Below are 20,050 nucleotides of genomic sequence, written 5' to 3' on the forward strand. Positions count from 1 at the left end.
GATGTGTATAAGAGACAGCCCCAATCCCGCCCCGGCCGCACCCCCCGCCGCCGAACCGGCCCCTTCCCCCGAACCCGCTCCGGTGGCGACGATCCCGCAGCAGCGCCGGCCGGCCGCCCCCGCCCGGCTCTGGCAGGCGGTCGCCCGCTGGTGGAGCGGCTACTGACACACCGCCGGCCGTCCGGCCGCGGCGGCCCCGGATCCCGCCCACGGGCCCGGGGCCGCCGCATCGTGTTCCGGGGCGGACGCGGGCGGGGCCGGGGAGACCGGCCCCGCGCGGCCGACGCGGGGATGCCCGGACCTGCCCGTACCATCGAGCAGCGTGAAGCTGACAATTCTTGGCGGTGGCGGATTCCGGGTGCCTCTCGTGTACGGGGCCCTCCTCGGCGATCACGCCGAGGGCCGCGTCTTGCGGGTCACGCTGTACGACACCGACGCCGACCGGCTCACCGCCGTCGCCCGCGTCCTCGCGGAACAGGGGCGGGGCATCGCGGACGCCCCCGCCGTCGTCGCCACCACGGAGCTCGACGAGGCGCTGCGCGGCGCCGACTTCGTCTTCTCCGCCATCCGGGTCGGCGGGCTGGCCGGACGCGCCGCCGACGAGCGGGTGGCCCTCGACGAAGGCGTCCTCGGCCAGGAGACCGTCGGCGCCGGCGGCATCGCGTACGGACTGCGCACCGTTCCCGTCGCCCTCGACCTCGCCCGCCGCATCGCCCGGCTCGCCCCGCACGCCTGGGTCATCAACTTCACCAACCCGGCGGGCCTCGTCACCGAGGCGATGTCCCGGCACCTGGGCGACCGGGTCATCGGGATCTGCGACTCGCCGGTCGGGCTGGGGCGGCGCGTCGCCCGCGTCCTGGGCGCCGACCCGGACCGGGCCTGGATCGACTACGCCGGGCTCAACCACCTCGGGTGGGTGCGGGGGCTGTACGTGGACGGGCGGGACGAACTGCCCCGGCTGCTCGCCGACCCGAAGCTGCTGGAGTCCTTCGAGGAAGGCCGCCTCTTCGGCGCGGAACTGCTCCGGTCGCTGGGCGCGATCCCCAACGAATATCTGCACTACTACTACTTCAACCGTGAAGCCGTCACCGCCTACCAGGAGGCCGAACAGACCCGGGGCGCCTTCCTCCGGGATCAGCAGGAGGGCTTCTACGCCCGTATGCGGGAGCCCGGCACCCCCGCCCTGGCCACCTGGGACCGCACCCGCGCCGAACGTGAGGCGACGTACATGGCGGAGAACCGCGATGTCGCCGGGGCGGGGGAGCGGGAGGAGAGCGACCTGGAGTCCGGCGGCTACGAACAGGTCGCGCTCGCCCTGATGCGGGCCGTCGCCCGCAACGAACGCACCTCCTTGATCCTCAACGTCCGCAACCGCACCGCCCTTTCGGCCCTGGACGCGGACGCCGTCGTCGAGGTGCCCTGCCTCGTCGACGCCAACGGGGCCCACCCGGTGGCCGTCTCGCCCCTCCCGACCCACGCGGTCGGCCTCGTCACCGCGGTGAAGGCCGCGGAGCGGGCGGTACTGGAGGCGGTGGAGGGCCGGTCCCGCGCGGCGGCCGTCCAGGCGTTCGCGCTGCACCCGCTGGTCGACTCCGTGGCAGTGGCCCGGCGGCTGCTCGACCGGTACACCGAAGTCCACCCGGGGCTCGCGTACCTCGCCGGGCCCTGACCCGATCCTCACCGGGCCCGCCCCGCACGGGCGAAGCCGCTGTCAGGCCGTGCCCCGCCAGGCGCCGGTCGCGGTGCCGCGGGCCTCGATGAACTCCTTGAAGTTCTTCAGGTCGCCCTTGGCCTGGCGGCGGACGAATCCGAGTTTGTCGCCCACCGTGTCGGCGATGCCCTGCGGGTCGTGGTCGAGTTGCAGCATGACCTTGGTGTGCGTGTCGTCCAGGCGGTGGAAGGTGACGACTCCGGCTTGACGGACCTCGCCCGCCACCGTGGACCAGGCGACCCGTTCGTCGGGGATCTGCTCGGTGATCTCCGCGTCGAACTTCCGGGTCACACCGTCGACCCTGGTCTCCCACTGGGTCAGTGTGGGTGTGCGTTGTTCGATGCGCTGCACCGCGTCCATGAACTGCGGGAACTCCTCGAACTGCGTCCACTGGTCGTAGGCCGTGCGCACCGGAACGGCGACCTCTACGGACTCCTCGATCTTCGACATGCTCACTCCCTGTGGCGATCGGAATCGGATGGTGACGCAACGCCGCGTACCCGAGTACCTCCGTCCGACACCGGCCAGGACGAAAAGTTCTGTCGGTACGGCCGGGGCCCGGTCCGCACGCCGGGCCACCGTCACCCGCCATGCGGGGCCCTCCCGAGAGCGGCTCGGACCTCGATGTGAGCCACCTCTCCGTTCGAGGAGCGTCGAACCGGTTACCCGGACCCTGTACCCACGGCACGAAGAGAAGCATGGGCGGGACATGATCGAGCAGCTGAAGGACCGGGCACGGCGTTCGGGGGCGTGGGTGGGCCGGGCCCGCCGGTCGCACGGTCATGAACGCGAGCTCGTTCTGATGCTCGGCAAGAGCACTCTGGCAGCCACGGCGGCCTGGTGGGTGGCGCAGGACCTGCTGTCCGCGACGTCCCCGGCCTTCGCCCCGTTCTCGGCTGTCCTGGTCATGAACGCCACCGTCTACCGGTCGCTCTGGCAGGCGGTCCGGTACGCGGGGGCCGTCGTCGTCGGCGTCGCCGTGCAGGGCGCCCTCGGCTTCCTCATCGGGCCCGAGCTGTTCGTCTTCCCTCTCGTCGCCGTCATCGCGCTGACCATCGGACAGTGGCCCGTCCTGGGCGAGCAGCGAACGCAGGTGGCCACCGCCGCGTTCTTCGCCTTCTCCACCTACAGCGCCGCCTCCAGTACCGGCGAGCGGTTGGAGCAACTGGCTCAGATCGTGCTCCTTGTCCTCGTCGGCTGTGCCCTGGGCCTCGCGGTCAACCTGTGCATCGCACCCCCGCTGCGCTATCGCGGTGCCGAGCAGGGCATTCAGGTCCTGGGGAGGGAAGTGGAGCACCTGCTGGCGGACATGGCGGACGGCCTGCGCCGCGGGGACGTCTCCGCGGCGCGCACCCGAGCGTGGATCGCCGTCGGCACCCGCGCGGAACGCTCCCTCGTTCAGGCGCGAGGGAGCCTGAGCACAGCCGAGGACAGCCTGCCCTTCAATCCGCGGCGTCTTCTGCCTGCCCACCGGGGCTACCTCGCCGTCGGCCGCTTCCGGCAGATCCTGCTACCGATCGGGCGGTCCGTGTACCAGCTGAATTCGCTCAACAGAAGCCTCAGCCAGTGGCAGGAGACGGAGAACACCTACGGCTACCTCCCCGTCCTGCACGCCTACGCCGACTTCCTGGCCGTCCTTCGCGACATCGCCCATGTCCTGTCCACCATCGACACCGACGCCCTTCCCGCCCAGGCCGAGGAGGCGGGTCGACTCTCCTACTCCGCCCAGGACGGACTGCGGGCCGTCCTCCGGAGCGCCGAGGAAGCGGGACTTCCGCTGATGGACCCGACCCGGCCGTACGGCGTCCTCGTAGTCGAGGCCACCCGCCTCATGGAGGAGTTCCAGTACACCTGCGACGCACTGCGGAGCACAGCCCGCACCCCGGAACCCGACGGGTCGCAGGAGTGGGCTGGAGGAGGGCGGTAGAGGCGCCACCGGCCCCAGGCCGCCGAACAGAGGGAGGACACCGAACGCCATCGCCACCAGGAGACCGATGCCGTCCTGCCCTGTCCTGCGGGCGGCCGGGGGATTCGTTCCTGGTGAGAGGGGCACGGAGAAGAGCTGTGAATCCCGCGGGCCCGGTCGTGCGGGCCGGGGAATCGAGCGATCGTGGAGGCGCGACCAGCTGTGTCAGACCTGCTCGTCAGTCCTGAAGGAGCGAGAACCATGCCGACAGATCCTGTGCCGACCGGCGACGTGGCGGCGGCCGCGCAAGGATTCGCCGACACGGTCAGACGTATCGAGAACGGGGAACTGAGCTTCCCGCTGCCGGGCTCCGGGCGTACCGCCGAGCGGTTCGCGGCTCTGCGAACCGTCGCCGAGGCGGGCCTGTGCACGGCGCGCCTGGTCGAGGGGCATGTTGACGCCACAGCCATTCTCGCGGAACTGGGAGCACCGCCGCCGTCCCCGGGGGAGCGGTGGGGGGTGTGGGCGGCTGAGCCTCCGGGCGAGGGCCTCACAGCCGTCCGCAAGGGTTCGGGCTGGGTGCTGAACGGGCTGAAGCGGTATGGCTCGGGGGCGCACAGCTGCACCCACGCCCTGGTCACCGCCCGGGAAGGGGAGTCGCGACGGCTCTTCGCCGTACGGGTGGAATCGGAAGGCTGTCGTCCGGTGGAGGGCACCTGGAGCGCCGTGGGCATGGCGGGCAGCGACACCCCGGATGTGCGGTTCACGGACGCACCGGCAGCCGCGGTCGGCGAACCCGAGGCGTACGTGCGCAGGCCCGGATTCTGGCACGGCGGTATCGGCGTCGCCGCGTGCTGGTACGGCGGGGCGACGGCGGCGTCCCGGGTGCTGCGCGAGGCGGCCGCAGGGCGGGCCGAGCCGCACACGGATGCCCACCTGGGGGCGGTGGACATCCAGCTCCACGCGGCCGAGACGCTCCTGGGGCAGGCGGCCCGGGAGATCGACACCGACCCGCACGACGAGCGCGGCGGGGCCCGGCTACGGGCGATGCGGGTGCGCGCGTTCGTCGAGTCGGTCTGCCGGGAGGTACTGGACCACGTGGGCAGGGCGACCGGGGCAGGACCGCTGTGCCACGACGCTGCGCACGCCCGCACAGTGGCCGACCTGACCGTGTACATCCGCCAGCACCACGCCGAACGCGACCTCGCCGGGCTCGGCGCGTTCCTGGCAAGGCCGGAGGCAGGGCGATGACGGGCACCCCGGACGGGGACTTCGCCGATCCCATCCAAGCACCGGGCACCCCCGAGGCGGCATGGCGGGCATGGCCGGGCTGGTCACACCTCCCGGAAGCCGCCCTGGGGCCCTTCGACCGCGTGGTGGTGCTCGCGGCCCACCCCGACGACGAGGTGCTCGGTTTCGGAGGCGCGATCGCGATGCTCGCGGCCTCCGGTACGGAGGTGACCGTCGTTTCGGTCACCGACGGCGAGGGCTCCCACCCCGACAGCGCCCTGGTCACCGCGTCCGATCTGGTACGGCTGCGCACTGCCGAGACGCGGGCGGCGCTGACCGAGCTCGGGGCGGCGGACTCGACCGTCGTACGCCTGCAGGTCCCCGACACACAGGTGGACATGTACGAGCACGAGGTCACCGCCCGGATCACCCCCCTGGTCGACGGCGCAGACCTGCTTGTCGCGCCCTGGACCGGCGACGAGCACGGCGACCACGAAGCGGTCGGCCGGGCCGCTCGGCGCGCGGCGGCCTCAGCGGGTGTCGCCTGCTGGCTCTATCCGGTGTGGATGTGGCACTGGGCGGTGCCGGGAGACCCCCGGGTGCCATGGCGGAGCCTGGCCCGCATCCCGCTGTCGCCAACGGCGCTGGACCGGAAGCGGGCGGCGGTCGGGCGGTTCGTCAGCCAGATCGCCCCCCTGGGGCCGGGGCCGGGCGACGCGGCGATCCTGCCCCCGCAGGAGTTGGCACACCACCTTCGCGACCGGGAGGTGGTCTTCCGGTGAGCGGATACCAGCACCCACCGGACAGGTCCGGCACCCCCGCCGCCTACTTCGAGGACATGTACCGCGACACCCCGGACCCCTGGCACCTCGCCGAGCGGTGGTACGAGCGTCGCAAGTACGACCTCACCGTGGCGAGCCTGCCCCTGCCGCGCTATCGCCGCGCCTTCGAACCCGCTTGTTCCGTCGGCGAGCTGACGGTGCGTCTGGCCGAGCGGTGTGACCAGGTAGTGGCCTGCGACCGGGTGGAGTCCGCGGTCGCGACAGCACGCAAGCGCACCTCGCTCCTCCCTCACGTCGATGTGCGCCACCTGAACATCCCCGACCAGTGGCCTCCCGGTCGCTTCGACCTCGTCGTCCTGTCCGAGCTGCTCTACTACTTCGACGCCCCCACGCTCCACCGCGTCCTGGGCCGTGCCGTCGGCGCCCTGGAGCCGGGCGGCACCCTGGCGACAGTGCACTGGAACCATCCGGTACCCGACCACCGCGGAACCGGCACCACGCTGGCCCGGACCGTCGCCTCCCTCTCCGGGCTGACCTTGACGGCCGACCACCGCGAGGACGACTTCGTGCTGCAGGTGTACCAGCGCACCGGCCCCGACGGCACGCCGGCCCCTTCTCCGGCCGCCCGCGAGGGACTTGGATGACCGCGCCGCACGGCGTCGAAGCCGTTGCCGTCGTCATCCCGGCCCGCGACGAAGAGGCTCTGCTGCCGGCCACACTGACTTCGGTGCGCGCGGCGGCAGAGCATCCCGGCATCGGCTCGACACGTGTGCTCACGGTGGTCGTGGCCGACGCTTGCACGGACGCCACCGCCACGGTCTCCCGCGCTGAGGGTGCTCTGGTCGTTCCGGTCCGCTTCCGCAACGTCGGCCGGGCCCGAGCCGCGGGCGTGCGAGCCGCGCTCAGCGTCCTCGGCGACGCCCCGCACGACGTGTGGATCGCTTCCACGGACGCCGACAGCACGGTGCGGCCGGACTGGCTCGCCCACCAGCTGGCCCGTGCCGCCGAAGGCTGGGACGCGGTCGTCGGCACCGTGACCGTCGACCGTTGGCCACCGGACACCCCTCAGCTGGCTGCCCGCTACCGCCACCTGTACGAAATGACCCGACCACCCGCAGGCCATCCCTGGCACCACCCCCACGTACACGGCGCGAACCTCGGCGTCGGCTGCCGTGCCTACGTGACGGCGGGCGGCTTCCCGCCCGAACCGCTCAACGAGGACCGTGGCCTGGTCGACGCTCTGCAACGTACCGGCGCACGCATCCTGCGCACTGCGGACTGCCCCGTCATCACTTCGGCCCGCAGAACCCCTCGCGCACGCGGAGGCTTCGGCGACTACCTGACAGACCTGGACCGGCCTGCTCCGCTCGCCGCGTCCGGACCAGGAAGCGGCCGGCTGAACGCCGATGCCTTCACCCGTCCTGGAGCACATGCCGATTAGACCCGCCAACCGCGGCGCATGCCCCGGGGCGAGTGTCGCCCTAAGGCGCTGACACGACGCTCGGCGCACCGGCGGTGGCCCAGCTCGGTGCCACCCCGGTCACCTGGCAGACCATCAGGAAGAGCGGAATGGGCGGGGTGTACGGCGTGAGGCCGTCCGGTGAGTGGATCAGCCGGGGCCGTCCGGCGGGCACGTCCGCGTCCCGCGCGTACGTCACCTGCTCGGGCCAGGCGAGATCCAGGTCGGAGTCGGCCGGGACGATCCACCACCAGCGGTCCGCGTCGGCGAAGACGCATCCGGTGCGTGGCAGATGGGACATGAGACGGAAGCCGTGCCGGGCGGGCACCCCGACCGCGTCGCAGCCCAGCGTGGCCGACATCGAGGCCGGCAGGACCAGCCGCACCCTGCCGCCACGGGCCTGCTCGGGCGTCCGGGCCCGGTGTGCCGCACGCAGCCTGGCCAGCGCGTTCTTCAGCATGGCTGCTCCGTGCCGGACAGCTGCTCGGCGTCGTGCGGCAGCTCCGCCCAGACGATGCGCCCGGAGGCGTTCCCGGCGTCGTACGAACCCCAGGCGCTGCTCATCGCGTCGACGAGGAGCAGACCACGGCCGTGCTCGTCGTCGGACGAGCGGCGCAGCCGCGGGCCGCCGGGCTGGTGTCCCTGGTCCTGCACGGCTATCCGCAGTCGTCTGCCGAACCGGCTCAGCTCGCACACCACCCGGGTGCTCGCGGTGTGCACGACGGCGTTGGTCACCAGCTCGGAGACGATGAGGACGGCCGCGTCACAGGCGTCGCGCCCCAGCTTCCAGGCGTCCAGCCGGGCTCGCGTCAGCTCGCGCGCACGGGCCACCGACTCGGGGTGCGCCGGCAGCGCGAAGCAGTGACGGAGCGTATCCGTCCCGGGGCTGAGATCCATGAGCCGGGGGATGAGCGCACTGCCAGGTGCCACGACCGATTCCTCACAGTGGGGGCTGCGTCACGCTTCGTTCCCCGGGGTGATCGGGGGCGGCCGTGACTGAGCGAACAGGTTCGGAAGTCAACTCTCCCCCTGACGATGACACTTGGCAAGGGGCACTCTGAAATTTCCAGAGTGACTGTGTCGTTGGGGGCGCACGCATGGCACACTGCTCGCAAAACAGCGCATGGGGAGGTCTGAAGTGAGCGAACCGCGGTCCGCCCCGACCGTGGGCCAGGTCGTTCTCGGCAAGCGCCTGCAGGATCTGCGCGAGCGTGTCGGCCTGACCCGTGACCAGGCGGCGAAGGTGCTCAGGGTCGCACCGGCGACGATACGCAGAATGGAAACGGCCGAGGTCGGGCTGAAGATCCCCTACGTTCAGCTGCTGCTGAAGGCGTACGGCATCGCCGACCGGGAGGCCGACGCCTTCGTCGACCTGGCCGAGGAGGCGAACAAGCCGGGCTGGTGGCAGCGTTTCCACGACGTCCTGCCCGACTGGTTCAGCATGTACGTCAGCCTGGAGGGCGCGGCGAGCCTGCTGCGCATGTACGAGCCGCACTTCGTGCCCGGACTCCTCCAGACCGAGGACTACGCGCGTTCCGTGATGCGGACCGGGGCGGTCGGTCAGACCCGGCCCGAGGACATAGAGCGCCATGTGGCGCTGCGGATGGAGCGCCAGTCCCTGCTGGCCAAGGACGACGCCCCCCGACTGTGGGCGATCATGGACGAGACCGTGCTGCGGCGGCCCGTCGGCAGTGCGCAGGTGATGCGCGGGCAGATCGACAAGCTGCTGGAGTTCACGGACCTTCCCCACGTCACGCTTCAGATCGCGGAGTTCGCCACCGGCCACCACCCGGGAACCTACGGGCCGTTCGTGCTCTTCCGGTTCGCCGTTCCCGAACTCCCCGACATGGTCTACAGCGAGTACCTGACCGGAGCCGTCTACTTCGACGCCCGCCCCGAGGTGGCCTCCTACCTCGAAGTCATGGACCGCATGGCGGCTCAGGCCGCAACTGCACAACGCACGAAGGAAATCCTCCGGGACTTCCGCAAGGAGCTGTGATGAACCACATATACAACGGCATGCCTGCCGGTGATCTCGGCTCCGAAGGCTGGTACAAGCCGTGGAGCGGAGGGAACGGCGGCAACTGCGTCGAGGCCATGAAACTCGCCGACGGGCGGGTCGCCGTCCGCCAGTCCGCCGACCCGGACGGTCCCGCTCTCATCTACTCCAACGGCGAGATCGCCGCGTTCATCCAGGGCGCCAAGGCCGGCCAGGCCGACTTCCTTCTTACCTGAGACCACCCCCCCCAATATCCTGTCCGGGCGACGAAGGGCCCGGTACGGAGCCCGGCACGGGGGCCGGCGAAGAGCCCGGCCCGGCACAGCACTTGGGCACCCCCCTTCCTTCGCTTGTTCCCCATCGTCGACGTACGGACCCCTGACCACGGAGCGCGCCATGACCGGGCAAGATCACCACTCCATCGAGATCGACACCAGCAAGCCGCACCCGGCCCGGATGTACGACTGGTTCCTCGGCGGCAAGGACAACTACCCGGTCGACGAACAGATGGCGCGACAGCTGCTCGCCCTGGACGCGCGGGGCCGTGACATGGCGCGGGTCAACCGGGCGTTCATGCACCGGGCCACCCGCTGGCTCGCCGAGAGCGGTGTGCGCCAGTTCCTGGACATCGGCACCGGCATTCCCACCGAGCCGAACCTCCACCAGATCGCCCAGCGGGCCGCCCCCGGCGCGCGCGTCGTCTACTGCGACAACGACCCGATCGTGCTCGCCCACGCGGCGGCGCTGCTCCGCTCCACGCCCGAGGGAGCCACTGAGTACATCCAGGCCGACGCCCGCAAGCCGGGGACCATCCTGGCGGAGGCCGGCAAGGTCCTGGACTTCGACGAGCCGATCGCCCTGTCGCTGCTGGCGCTGCTGCACTTCATCGACGACGAGGACGGCGCGGGCGAACTGGTCGACAAGCTGGTCGAGCGGCTGCCCTCCGGCAGCTATCTGGTGCTCTCGCACACCACGGGCGACTTCAACCCGGAGGGCGCCGCGCAGGCACGGGCCATGTACAAGGCGCGCGGGATGACGCTGCGGCCCCGAAGCCACGCGGAACTCACGGCGTTCTTCGACGGTCTCGAACTGGTCGAGCCGGGTGTCTCGCTCTCCGCCGACTGGCACCCGGAGCTCGGTGAGGTCATCGACGTCCCGGGCGACGAGCCGATCCCCGGCTATGCCGGCGTGGCCCGCAAACCCTGACCCCCGGCTCAACCACCGCCCGCACCCGGACCGGGCGGCCGGCGCAGGCTCGTCGAGCACCCGGCCCCCGGAACCGCCGACGCCCAGCTCCGCCGCCGTCCCGGGCTGACGCCCACCGGGTACCGCCGTCGCTTCGCCCCGGCCCGCCGAGCCCGCCACCACGCGTCACAATGGACCCATGTCACGACGCACCTCCCGGCCCCGGGGGCCGGCCGCCGCGCGGATCACCTCCGCCTCCCCGTGCCCCTGCGGCCTGCCCGCCGCCTACGGGCAGTGCTGCGGCCGGTTCCATTCCGCCAGTGCCACCGCGCCGACCTGCGAGGCCCTGATGCGCTCCCGTTACGCGGCCTTCGTCGTCCGGGACGCGGCGTACCTGCTGCGCACCTGGCACCCCGGGACCCGGCCGCCCGGCGTCGACTTCGACCCCGCGATGCGCTGGGTGGGACTGGACATCCTGGACACCACCGAGGGCAGCGCGTTCCACTCCACCGGAACGGTCACCTTCCGCGCCCACTACACCGACGACGGGCGTCCCGACTCCCTCCACGAGAAGAGCCGCTTCGTCCGGCACGAGGGCGCCTGGGTCTACACGACGGCGGTCTTCGTCGACTGAGCGCAGGTCCGGGACGCCGCCTCAGACCGGGGCCCCCACCCGCCTCGAACCGCCGGGACCGGCCGCGGAGGACAGCTCCTGGGCCAGGTCCTCCGCCAGCAGCCGTTTGGCGATCACATCCACGGTGGCCCGGAGCTGACGGTCGTCGGGGCGGGCGCCGTCCTCGGCCAGGCGTTCGTTGAGCCAGCGGCCCCAGGCGTCGGAGATCACCGAGGCTTCACGCCGGCCCGCCGCCGTGTGCGAGAAGATCCGGCCGTCGCCCGTCAGATAGCCCTCCTCGATCATCCGGTCGAAGACGGGCACCAGCACCTCCGGCGGGATGCGGTGCCGGGCCGCGATCAGCCCGAGGCCCGCGTGGCCGACCATCCTGGTGAAGAGGTCGACCTGCATCACCGCCCAGGCCCCCGCCATGTCGAGGCGGGTGTCGGATTCGGCGGTGATCCGCCGGGCGGTGTCCGGGCCCGCGCCGTGCAGGATGGTGGCCACGGAATACTCCAGGACCTTCGCCGAGTCCCCGCTGCCCGGCTGGGCGAAGCCCTCGCCCATGTCCGTCGACCCGAGCCGTGCCGAGTCCCGCAGTTTCACCTCCTTCAGGAACAGCGCGACGACGAAGCCGATCAGCGCGACGGGCACCGTCCACAGGAACACGGTGTGCAGGGTGTCCGCGTACGCCAGCGCCAGTGGCTCCGACTGGGCGGCGGGCAGTGCGTGCAGGTCCTGCGGGTTCTGTGAGGCACGGGCCAGGGCCGCCGGGTCGCCGCCCGCCGCCACCGCCCGCGCGACGCCGTCGGTGAGGTTGGGCTTCAGCGCGTTGGCGTAGATGGTGCCGAACACCGCCGTGCCGAAGGCGCTGCCCAGGGTGCGGAAGAACGTCACGCCCGACGTGGCCGTGCCCAGGTCCGCGTAGTCGACGGTGTTCTGCACGGCGATCGTCAGCACCTGCATGGCCAGACCGATGCCGAGCCCCAGCACCACCATGTAGAGCGACTCCAGCCAGACGCCGGTCCCCGGCCCCATCCGGGACAGGAGGAACAGGCCGGCCGCCATGACCAGGGTTCCCACGATGGGGAACACCCGGTAGCGGCCCGTCTTGCTCACCACGTTGCCGCTGAAGATCGAGGCGGCCAGCAGACCGACGACCAGTGGCAGCGTCCGCACCCCCGAGAGCGTGGCCGAGTCCCCGTCCACGTACTGGAGATAGGTCGGCAGGAAGATCATCGAGCCGAGCATCGCGAAGCCCACGATGAAGCTGAGGATCGAGCAGACCGTGAACACCGGGTTCCGGAACAGCCGCATCGGCAGCATCGGTTCCTTCGCCCGCGTCTCCACCAGGCAGAACAGCGCCAGGGCGATCAGCCCGCCGACGAACAGCCCGATGATCATGGGTGAGCCCCAGGCGTACTCGTTCCCGCCCCAGCTCGTCGCCAGGATCAGCGCGCTCGCCCCGACGGTGACCAGCGCGATCCCGGCGTAGTCGATGACCGGCCGGCCGGCGGCCTTCACCGACGGAATGTTCCGGGCCGCGGCGATCACCACCACGATGGCGATCGGCACATTGACGTAGAACGCCCAGCGCCAGGTCAGATGGTCGGTGAAGAGTCCGCCGAGCAGCGGCCCGATCACCGTCGAGATACCGAAGACCGCCCCGATCGCGCCCTGGTACTTGCCCCGTTCGCGCAGCGGGATGACGTCCGCGATCAGAGCCATCGACGTGACCATGAGGCCGCCCGCGCCGATGCCCTGCATGCCGCGCCAGATGATCAGCAGGAGCATGTCCGACGCGAGACCGCACAGGAACGAGCCCGTGATGAAGATGATCGCCGAGACCTGGAAGACCAGCTTCCGCCCGAACAGGTCGCCGAACTTGCCGACCAGCACGGTGGCCACCGTCTCGGCCAGCAGATAGGCGGTGACCACCCACGACATGTGCGCGGCGCCGCCGAGCTCCGAGACGATCGTCGGCAGGGCCGTGCCCACGATCGTCTGGTCCAGCGCCGCGAGCAGCATGCCCAGCACGATCGTCGCGAAGACGATGTTCCGCCGCCGCCGGTCGAGGACGGGCGGCGGCGCCGCGGCACTCTGCGCGGCGGGGGCTTGCTCGCTGGCAGTGGTCACCTCTGCACCCTCACACCGGCTCCCCGCACCCGCATGCGGGGACGGGCCGGACGGGGGCCGGGGCCTTTCGCCGGATCGTGCCGGGGCACGCGCGCCCCGGCACGATCCGAACGACAGGCCTAGCGGGGCAGCGAGGCGATCGAGGCCGTCAGCCGCGCCACGAACGCCTCACGGACGTCCTCGCCGACCCGGTCGAGCGACAGATAGGGATTGAGGTCCTCCAGCTCCACGAGCAGCAGCGCGCCGTCCGCCGCACGGCAGGCGTCGACCCGCTGGATCCCGTGCGTGAGGGAGTTCCAGGCGATGAAGCGCCGGGCGAACTCCAGGTCCTCCGCGCTCGCCGCGTACGGCTCCAGCACCCAGCGCCGCTCCGGGTCCGGGGCGTACAGCGCGTACTGGAAGTCGTGGTCGACGAAGTAGAAGGACACCTCGTGGTGGAAGTCGATCCGCGGCTGGACGAGGAGCGAGCCCTCGGCCGCCCGCTCCAGCGCGGTGGCGGCCTCCGCCGCCGTGACGAAACGCAGCCCGACCGAGTCCGCCCCCAGCTTCGGCTTGACGACGTACCGGGGGGCGTCGGGCAGCCGCGCCAGATCCACCGCCCGGTCCACCGTGGGGATGACCGGGAAGCCGGCCCGGTCCAGCTCGACCAGGTAGTCCTTGCCCGCCATGTCGCCACGCCCGTCCAGCGGGTTGTAGACCGGCGTCCGCAGCTCCCGGGCCCGCGAGCGGAACGCGTCGTACGCCTCCCGGTAGTGCAGCACGGGCCCGCTGTTGCGGATCAGCACGGTGTCGAAGCCGTCCAGCAGCGCCGCCGCGTCCCGGGGATGGCAGAGCGCGACGTCGAACGTCTCGCGCAGCCGGGAGCCGAGGAAGATGTCCTCGTCGCCGTAGCGGCGGCCGCGGGCCTCGTACGCGAGATCGGTGACGAGCAGGAGGGACGAGCGGCGTGCGCCGGCGGGTGACACGGCGGTCATGAGGTTCTCCCGGGATGAGGACGCGGACGGACGATCACTATCGCCGACGCCCGGGCGGCCTCGCGGAGCGGGTGGTTCCCGGAGTGCCGGGGCCCTCGCCGCTCCCGGCCGGCGCCCGCCGCCCCGCGGTCAGACAGCTTCCGAGGGCCCGCCCCGTACGGCCGCCACCCACTCGACGAGCAGCCGCTCGTACTCCCGCCGGCCCTCGGGCGACACCACACCGCCGTCGGCGACCAGAGCGCGGATCTCCGCGTTCAGCTCAACCATCGGGCGGGCAGGCGTCGGCTCGGTCGAAGTGGAGGTCATGTGAAGAGGCTAGTGGCAGGGGACCCGGAGAGGCACCGGTCAAACGTGTGGGGCACGCCACGGGCACCGTTCGCCCCCGGCTCCGAAGCGGCGCCGACCCGTTCTCGCCCCGTGCCCCGACCCTCTCCACACCGTCGTCACGGATCGCCGCGGATCGTCACGACCGGGCGATCCGAGCCCTGTTGCCGCACGTCGGCGGGGTGTGACGGGACTTCGGTGTTGTTGCGTACGCGTCCCGACGCGCTCGGTGACGATCTCCGTCCGGCCTGGCCCGATGAAGATTTCCCCGGCTCCGTTCCCCGTTGGCGTGACGTTCGGGGCGACGAGGATCACACGGATTCGGGGCGGATCCGGCCCGAATCAGGGACCGATCCAGCAGCAGGGACGGGTGCCCCGAGAGGGGCGACAGAGCGATCGGCAGGTCCGACCTCCTCCCCCTCCCGCCCGCCGCGACGCCGGACCCGACCCGGTGCCGCCTCCTCCTCGTCACCGGATGTGCCGACCCGAGATCGCCCGCGCGATGACGAGGCGCTGGATCTCGCTGGTGCCCTCGAAGATGGTGTAGATCTTGGCGTCGCGGTACATCCGCTCCACCGGGTGCTCCCGGCTGTAGCCCGCGCCCCCGAGGATCTGGACCGCCTTCTCCGTTGCCGAGACCGCGAGTTCGCCGGCCCGCAGCTTTGACATGGAACCCTGCCCGGCGTCGAAGGCCCGGTCGTTGCGGGCCATCCAGGCGGCCTGCCAGATCAGCAGCCGTACGGCTTCGATCTCCGTCCGCATATCGGCCAGGGCGAAGGCGATCGACTGGTTCTCGATGATCGGTCTGCCGAACGCCTCGCGCTCACCGGCGTATTCCAGGGCGTACTCATAGGCGGCCCGGGCGATGCCGAGCGCCTGCGCCGCGACGGTCGGGCGGCTGACCTCGAAGGTCGCCATCGCCGCCTGGCCCTTGCCGGCGTCGCCCTCACGCGCCCTGGCCAAGCGGGCGTCCAGCCTCTCCTTCCCGCCCAGCAGACAGTGCCCCGGCACGGTCACCTCGTCGAGGAAGAGATCCGCGGTGTGCGAGGCACGCAGTCCCAGCTTCTTGACCGTGCGGCCGGCCGTCAGGCCCTTCGTGCCGGGCGGCACGATGAACGCGGCCTGTCCGCGGGCCCCGAGCGCCGGATCGACGGAGGCGACGACGACGTGGACCTCGGCGATGCCGCCGTTGGTGATCCACGCCTTCTGGCCGGAGATCACCCACGCGTCGCTCGCCTCGACGTAGCGGGCCCTCGTCGTCATCGCGGAGACGTCCGAACCGGCCCCCGGTTCGGAGACGCAGAAGGCGGCGACCTTCGGGTCGTCCTCGTCCCCGTAGCACTGCGGTACCCACTCGGCGAGCTGGTCAGGGGTGCCGGAGGCGAAGATTCCGGCGACCGCGAGCGAGGTCCCGAACAGGGCCATGCCGATGCCCGCGTCCCCCCAGAACAGCTCCTCGTTGGCGATCTGGAGGGAGAGCCCGGTGGGGTCCCCGTACAGATCGGCGAGCGACTCGAATCCGTACAGACCGATCCGCGCGGCCTCCTGGATCACGGGCCAGGGGGTTTCCTCCCGGGCGTCCCACTCGGCGGCGGCCGGGCGGACCACCTGGGCGGCGAAGCCGTGCACCCAGTTGCGCAGGTCCTGTTGCTCCTCGGTCAGGGCGAGGGAGAAGAAGCTCACGCGCTCACACCTTCGGGATGTCGAAGTAGCGGGTCAGGCCGGAGGCGAGGCCGACGTCACCGGCGACCTTGAGCTTGCGCGTCATGAACATGGTGACCGGATTGCCGTTGCCGGAGACGAGCTTGAGGAACTCGGCGTCGCCCATCACCAGCGTGGTGCGCGGCTCGGCGTCCGAGCGCCCGGGGGTGATCCGGCAGACGCCGTCGGCTATCGCGGTCTCGTAGACGGCGTCGCTCTCCCCGGTGATCTTCCAGCGGATCAGAGCGGTGAGGCCGGCGGCCGCCTCGGGCCGGAACCGCTGCTTCATCCGGCCGAAGACCTCGCCGAGTATCCGGGTGCGCAGCTCGCCCCGCATGACCTCGGCGAGCTGCCTGGCGGACAGGCTCTTGACGATCCGGGCGAACTCCTCGGGTGCCACTGCCGCGAAGTCGAGCCCGGACAGGTCGTCGGTGAGGTTGCCGCTGCTGGTTCCGTCCACGCCAGTTCCTTACTCCAAAGTAAACTTACTTTTGAGTAAGGTAAGGGGAGAGGTGGCGCCCCGCAAGGCCGAACCGCCGCCCGTTGCGTTGAGTTGGGGTGAGAGGCGGCAGGCGAGGGGCGGGAGTCGGTCAGGGCGAGTCCGGCTTCACGGCGAGTCCGGGGTGGTGCGCGGCCAGAACCTTGTTGGCGCGGGCCAGATCGGACAGGGCCTGTTCGCGGTCGGCCTGGTCCTCGACACCGAGCCGGGGGCCGCGGAACCTGCGTACCTCGCGGGCGGCGCAGTCGGCGAGGAACTCCGCCTGGAGGATGTGCGGCGGAACGCACGAACCGATCAGCGCGGCGACCCGGTCCGGGATCGGCACGGGGACGAGGAGGTGCGAGGCGGTCATGGGGCTTTCCCTCTCGGATGGTTGGCCAGGAGGCGGTGCACGGGGCCTGTCGCCTGATGGGCGGCAGGCTCCTTCCTGTGTACGGGACGCGGTTCCGGGTTTCTCGTCGGATACGTCTCCGTGTCGCAACCGTTGGGGACTGACCGTCTTTTTCGCCTTACGCCTCGGTAAGTTGACCCGCCGCGCCGAACGTGATCCGCGGATCAGGGGGGTGTGTCCGTGGACCGGGAGCGCAGCCGCAGCGCGCGCAGCACGGCCTCGGTGGCGAAACGGCTCTCGGGGTCGACGAGTTGGTCACCGAAGATGGTCTCCAGGCTCCGCATGCGGTAACGCACGGTCTGCGGGTGGACATCCAGCAGTGCGCCCATCTGGGCCGCGGTTCCCCGGGTGTCGAGCCAGATCCGCAGCGTCTCGACCAGCCGGTCACGGCGGCCGGCGCTGATCCCCGCCACGGCGGCCAGCTCCCGTTGGGCGAGCTGGTCCAGCAGAGCGGGGTCGGACAGCAGCCACAGGGTGGTGAGGTGGTCCTCGCAGTGGATCAGCGGAGCGTCGTCGATCACGCCGGAGTCGACGAGCTCCAGAACCCGGCGGGCCCAGCGGATCGACTCGCAGGCCTGCGCCGTCGGAACGGTCAGCCCGATCGCCGCGCGGCCGGCAGGCAGGGCCAGTTCCAGCATCGATCTTCGTGCCTCGTTCAGCGCTCCGGGGATCAGCAGGTGCGGCTGCGGGGCGCTGAGATCGACGAGTAGGTCGCGGTCCACGCTGAGCCGGTCCAGTTCCGCCGGGGCGCGGAGGGCGATCAGTGTGACCTCCTTCGGCAGCGCCCACCCGACCTGCTCGCACAGATCGGCGATGGCGGTGCCCGGGGCCGGGCGTCCGGCGAGGATGAGGTGGAGCAGACGGCGGCGCAACGCCTCACTGTGCTCGCCCGACTGGGACCGCACCTCCAGGAATCCCTCCCGGGAAAGCGATTCCAGTTCGTCGATGTAGGCGAAGAGCGCGTCGGCGAAGCTCAGCATCAGGGTGGGGGACAGGTGGTAGCTCTGCCCGACCTTCTTCGCCCGCCGCAGGGCCACCCGTGCGCCCAGCCGGTAGGCCCCCTGGAGGGTGTCCATGCTCCGGCCCTCGTACGCCTCGAACCGTCCGAAGCGCCGGCACATGTCGTCCCGGAGCGTGGTGGGTGAGGAGGGCTCGGCCACCAGATCGACGAAGGAGGCGAGGCTCTGTTCCACGCCGACCCGGATGGCCTGCCCGTTCGGGCCGTCGAGCAGTCGGGCGTATTCCGGATAGGCCCGGGTGACCTCGACGCCGATTTCCTTGATGAGGCTGGGCAGTTCGGGCCGCATGATCGCCGCGAATTCCTGGGGGAGCGGCCCCAGGGGGTCTTCTGTGTCCAACGGTTGTATGAGATGTGGCATGACATGTCCCCTTGCTCTCGGCGCCCGGTGGTGGGGTGAGGCGGTGGGGGGAAAGCGCTCCCACGAACCGACAGGTGCGTACCAAGTTCGCGACGAAGATAGACCAACGAACAGGCACTGCACACCACTTGGACAAGATCGAAGTGCAGGGGGCACACATCCCGGCCGCACTGTGCGACTTCCGTGCAGGTCGGGCGGCGCTACGCGCTTTCGGACAATGAATTTCGGCCGCGTGCTCCGGTGATGACAACAAAACCGTTCCGCTGCCCCGGGATGTTCCCGGCGTGGAGCGCGCGCGGGGCCGGTCGATCCTGGTGGCGACCGGGCGCGCAGACGGCTCACCACGGCGAATGTGTGCGGGTGGCCCGCCCCTGGAAAGCATTTTCAGCCGACTGGCTGAATTGCATGCCATCCGTGAGGGAGTGGAGGCGGAACTTCCGCGGCCGCCGGCCGCGCGGTGCCGCGTAAGCACAGCATGCGGGGTTCCGGTCGTCGGCGCGCAATTCCATGCCCTCGGATGCGCATTCCTTGACAAGGAGGCAGTGCCCCGATGCTCATTTCCGGATCAAAAAGAGTGCGGTGCAAAGAATCTTAGACGGACGGATTGTGTCGCCCTGTTTCCCGCGAGTAACATCACGCCTCGATCAATTCGGTCACGAAATCTGCCCGAAATTTGATGCTCCGATCCTCCGCCCCCGGGCCCACCCGAGGATCCATCACCGTCGAGAAGTCGTCGCGGTGCGGGCTCGCGTCGCGGAACCGGTCAACTTCGTGCACGAGGCCGCGCCACGGCGGCCGACAGAGGGGACGACATGAGATCCGTTTCCAATCGAACCCGCGTAGGTCTGCTCGCGGCGTTCACGGCATTCAGCGCTCTGCTCTCCACGGGCTCGGCCACCGCCGCCACCCAGCTCAACGGCGACTGGGCGCCCTTCGACCGCTGCCCGGTCGACGCGCCCGCCATGCTGGCCGCGGACGGCCTCAGCACCATCGCCACCTGCATAGCGTCGAGCTCGGCCACCGGAACCATCACGCTGGGCAAGACGAAGGTCTCCACCGGCCATACCGATCTGCAACTCGGGGTCATCCAGCGCCCCGGCGGTGCCGCCTCCCTCGTGGCCCCGCCCGAGGGGGCGCTGACCGCGGACCCGGCGGAGATCCCCGGCGGTCTGATCGGGCTCATGTGTCCCAGCGGAATTCCGATCGTATCGGGAATCTGCCGGCAGCTGACGGACAACAATCTCAACCGTGTGACGGCCACCATCGAACCGGCCGGAGCGCCACGCGACTTCCATATGAACGCGGCGTTCTCCACCGGTGAGCCCATTCTCACCATCCCGGTCCGCATCCACCTCAAGAATCCGTTCCTCGGTGACAAGTGCTACATCGGGACCACTTCCGACCCGGTGCTCCTGAAGCCGCAGAACGTGACGGCGCCGAGCCTCTCGCTTCAGCGGTTCTCGGCCGACGGGACTCCGAACGACGACGAGGGCGAGATGGGGCGCTACACCTTCGACGGCGCCGACCAGGGGGACGCCACGTTCGCCGTTCCCGGGGCCAGCGGCTGCGGTGCGGGTCTCCTGGACTGGGCGGTGAATCTCAAGACCGGCCTCCCGTCCGCCGCCGGAAAGAACAGCGTGACGCTCGACGCCACCACGACGTACTTCGGCAGCCCCTACGACCCCGCCGGCCTCGCGCCGAACGAGGGCAGGAAGCTGGCCGAATTCTGGCACTCCGCGAAGCGGTAGGCCCCGGTTCCGA

At 70.9% G+C, this 20,050-nt stretch carries 21 protein-coding genes; 11 read left to right on the forward strand and 10 right to left on the reverse strand.

The annotated features are described in order from the left end of the window. Positions 1-322 precede the first annotated feature (322 nt). Complete coding sequence (locus CR470_RS11840; protein ID WP_097867546.1) at positions 323-1,669, forward strand: 6-phospho-beta-glucosidase; 1,347 nt, start codon at positions 323-325, stop codon at positions 1,667-1,669. Positions 1,670-1,711: 42 nt separating this feature from the next. Here the strand turns inward: CR470_RS11840 and CR470_RS11845 are convergent, their stop codons facing one another. After that, positions 1,712-2,161 (reverse strand): SRPBCC family protein, encoded by a 450-nt coding sequence (locus CR470_RS11845; protein WP_097867547.1) that lies wholly within the window; start codon positions 2,159-2,161, stop codon positions 1,712-1,714. 259 nt (positions 2,162-2,420) lie between these two features. Here CR470_RS11845 and CR470_RS11850 point away from each other — a divergent pair, with 259 nt between their 5' ends. The 5 genes from CR470_RS11850 (at position 2,421) to CR470_RS11870 (ending at position 7,070) form a co-directional block, all read left to right on the forward strand. Further along, complete coding sequence (locus CR470_RS11850) at positions 2,421-3,638, forward strand: FUSC family protein (RefSeq protein WP_097867548.1); 1,218 nt, start codon at positions 2,421-2,423, stop codon at positions 3,636-3,638. A gap of 240 nt (positions 3,639-3,878) precedes the next feature. Continuing rightward, the gene (locus CR470_RS11855) at positions 3,879-4,868 is read left to right on the forward strand and encodes an acyl-CoA dehydrogenase (protein ID WP_179892227.1); all 990 of its coding nucleotides are present in this window, start codon (positions 3,879-3,881) and stop codon (positions 4,866-4,868) included. Next, on the forward strand, positions 4,865-5,629 hold the full coding sequence (locus tag CR470_RS11860) for a PIG-L deacetylase family protein (RefSeq protein WP_097867550.1): 765 nt from the start codon (positions 4,865-4,867) through the stop codon (positions 5,627-5,629). The genes CR470_RS11855 and CR470_RS11860 overlap by 4 nt, the downstream gene beginning before the upstream one ends. A gap of 56 nt (positions 5,630-5,685) precedes the next feature. Continuing rightward, on the forward strand, positions 5,686-6,273 hold the full coding sequence (locus CR470_RS11865; RefSeq protein WP_097867577.1) for a class I SAM-dependent methyltransferase: 588 nt from the start codon (positions 5,686-5,688) through the stop codon (positions 6,271-6,273). Beyond that, positions 6,270-7,070 carry a glycosyltransferase gene (locus CR470_RS11870; protein WP_097867551.1) on the forward strand — a complete coding sequence of 267 codons (801 nt, stop codon included), beginning with the start codon at positions 6,270-6,272 and terminating at the stop codon, positions 7,068-7,070. Before CR470_RS11865 ends, CR470_RS11870 begins: the two co-directional genes overlap by 4 nt. A gap of 40 nt (positions 7,071-7,110) precedes the next feature. On the opposite strand, the gene CR470_RS11875 is transcribed toward CR470_RS11870, so the two are convergent. Next, on the reverse strand, positions 7,111-7,548 hold the full coding sequence (locus CR470_RS11875) for a hypothetical protein (RefSeq protein ID WP_097867552.1): 438 nt from the start codon (positions 7,546-7,548) through the stop codon (positions 7,111-7,113). Further along, on the reverse strand, positions 7,542-8,018 hold the full coding sequence (locus CR470_RS11880) for an ATP-binding protein (RefSeq protein ID WP_097867553.1): 477 nt from the start codon (positions 8,016-8,018) through the stop codon (positions 7,542-7,544). Before CR470_RS11880 ends, CR470_RS11875 begins: the two co-directional genes overlap by 7 nt. A 208-nt stretch (positions 8,019-8,226) precedes the next feature. Between CR470_RS11880 and CR470_RS11885 the strand changes: the two genes are divergently transcribed. From CR470_RS11885 to CR470_RS11900, 4 genes are all read left to right on the forward strand, one after another. After that, complete coding sequence (locus CR470_RS11885; RefSeq protein ID WP_097867554.1) at positions 8,227-9,087, forward strand: helix-turn-helix domain-containing protein; 861 nt, start codon at positions 8,227-8,229, stop codon at positions 9,085-9,087. Next, positions 9,087-9,323, forward strand: a complete 237-nt coding sequence (locus CR470_RS11890) for a DUF397 domain-containing protein (RefSeq protein ID WP_018955330.1) — start codon at positions 9,087-9,089, stop codon at positions 9,321-9,323. The genes CR470_RS11885 and CR470_RS11890 overlap by 1 nt, the downstream gene beginning before the upstream one ends. Positions 9,324-9,483: 160 nt before the next feature. Next, positions 9,484-10,293 (forward strand): SAM-dependent methyltransferase, encoded by an 810-nt coding sequence (locus tag CR470_RS11895; RefSeq protein WP_097867555.1) that lies wholly within the window; start codon positions 9,484-9,486, stop codon positions 10,291-10,293. 178 nt (positions 10,294-10,471) lie between these two features. Next, positions 10,472-10,906 carry a YchJ family protein gene (locus tag CR470_RS11900; RefSeq protein WP_097867556.1) on the forward strand — a complete coding sequence of 145 codons (435 nt, stop codon included), beginning with the start codon at positions 10,472-10,474 and terminating at the stop codon, positions 10,904-10,906. A 21-nt stretch (positions 10,907-10,927) separates the two neighbouring features. Here CR470_RS11900 and CR470_RS11905 read toward each other — a convergent pair whose 3' ends face one another. The 7 genes from CR470_RS11905 to CR470_RS11930 all read right to left on the reverse strand — a co-directional run bounded on the left by CR470_RS11905 (position 10,928) and on the right by CR470_RS11930 (position 18,289). Beyond that, positions 10,928-13,021: an MDR family MFS transporter gene (locus CR470_RS11905; RefSeq protein WP_097867557.1), complete on the reverse strand. Its 2,094-nt coding sequence runs from the start codon at positions 13,019-13,021 to the stop codon at positions 10,928-10,930. Positions 13,022-13,140: 119 nt separating this feature from the next. Continuing rightward, positions 13,141-13,995 carry a hypothetical protein gene (locus tag CR470_RS11910; RefSeq protein WP_097867558.1) on the reverse strand — a complete coding sequence of 285 codons (855 nt, stop codon included), beginning with the start codon at positions 13,993-13,995 and terminating at the stop codon, positions 13,141-13,143. A gap of 129 nt (positions 13,996-14,124) precedes the next feature. Continuing rightward, positions 14,125-14,301 (reverse strand): hypothetical protein, encoded by a 177-nt coding sequence (locus CR470_RS39510; protein ID WP_179892225.1) that lies wholly within the window; start codon positions 14,299-14,301, stop codon positions 14,125-14,127. 486 nt (positions 14,302-14,787) lie between these two features. Beyond that, on the reverse strand, positions 14,788-16,002 hold the full coding sequence (locus CR470_RS11915; protein WP_097867559.1) for an acyl-CoA dehydrogenase family protein: 1,215 nt from the start codon (positions 16,000-16,002) through the stop codon (positions 14,788-14,790). A 4-nt stretch (positions 16,003-16,006) separates the two neighbouring features. Next, on the reverse strand, positions 16,007-16,480 hold the full coding sequence (locus CR470_RS11920; RefSeq protein WP_097867560.1) for an SCP2 sterol-binding domain-containing protein: 474 nt from the start codon (positions 16,478-16,480) through the stop codon (positions 16,007-16,009). Positions 16,481-16,610: 130 nt separating this feature from the next. Further along, positions 16,611-16,871: a hypothetical protein gene (locus tag CR470_RS11925; RefSeq protein ID WP_097867561.1), complete on the reverse strand. Its 261-nt coding sequence runs from the start codon at positions 16,869-16,871 to the stop codon at positions 16,611-16,613. Between the two features lie 203 nt (positions 16,872-17,074). Beyond that, on the reverse strand, positions 17,075-18,289 hold the full coding sequence (locus CR470_RS11930; RefSeq protein WP_097867562.1) for a helix-turn-helix domain-containing protein: 1,215 nt from the start codon (positions 18,287-18,289) through the stop codon (positions 17,075-17,077). Between the two features lie 812 nt (positions 18,290-19,101). Between CR470_RS11930 and CR470_RS11935 the strand changes: the two genes are divergently transcribed. Beyond that, on the forward strand, positions 19,102-20,037 hold the full coding sequence (locus CR470_RS11935) for a hypothetical protein (protein ID WP_097867563.1): 936 nt from the start codon (positions 19,102-19,104) through the stop codon (positions 20,035-20,037). Positions 20,038-20,050: the final 13 nt, after the last annotated feature.

The sequence above is a fragment of the Streptomyces sp. rh34 genome (genome assembly GCF_002551245.1).
Taxonomy (GTDB): Bacteria; Actinomycetota; Actinomycetes; order Streptomycetales; family Streptomycetaceae; genus Streptomyces.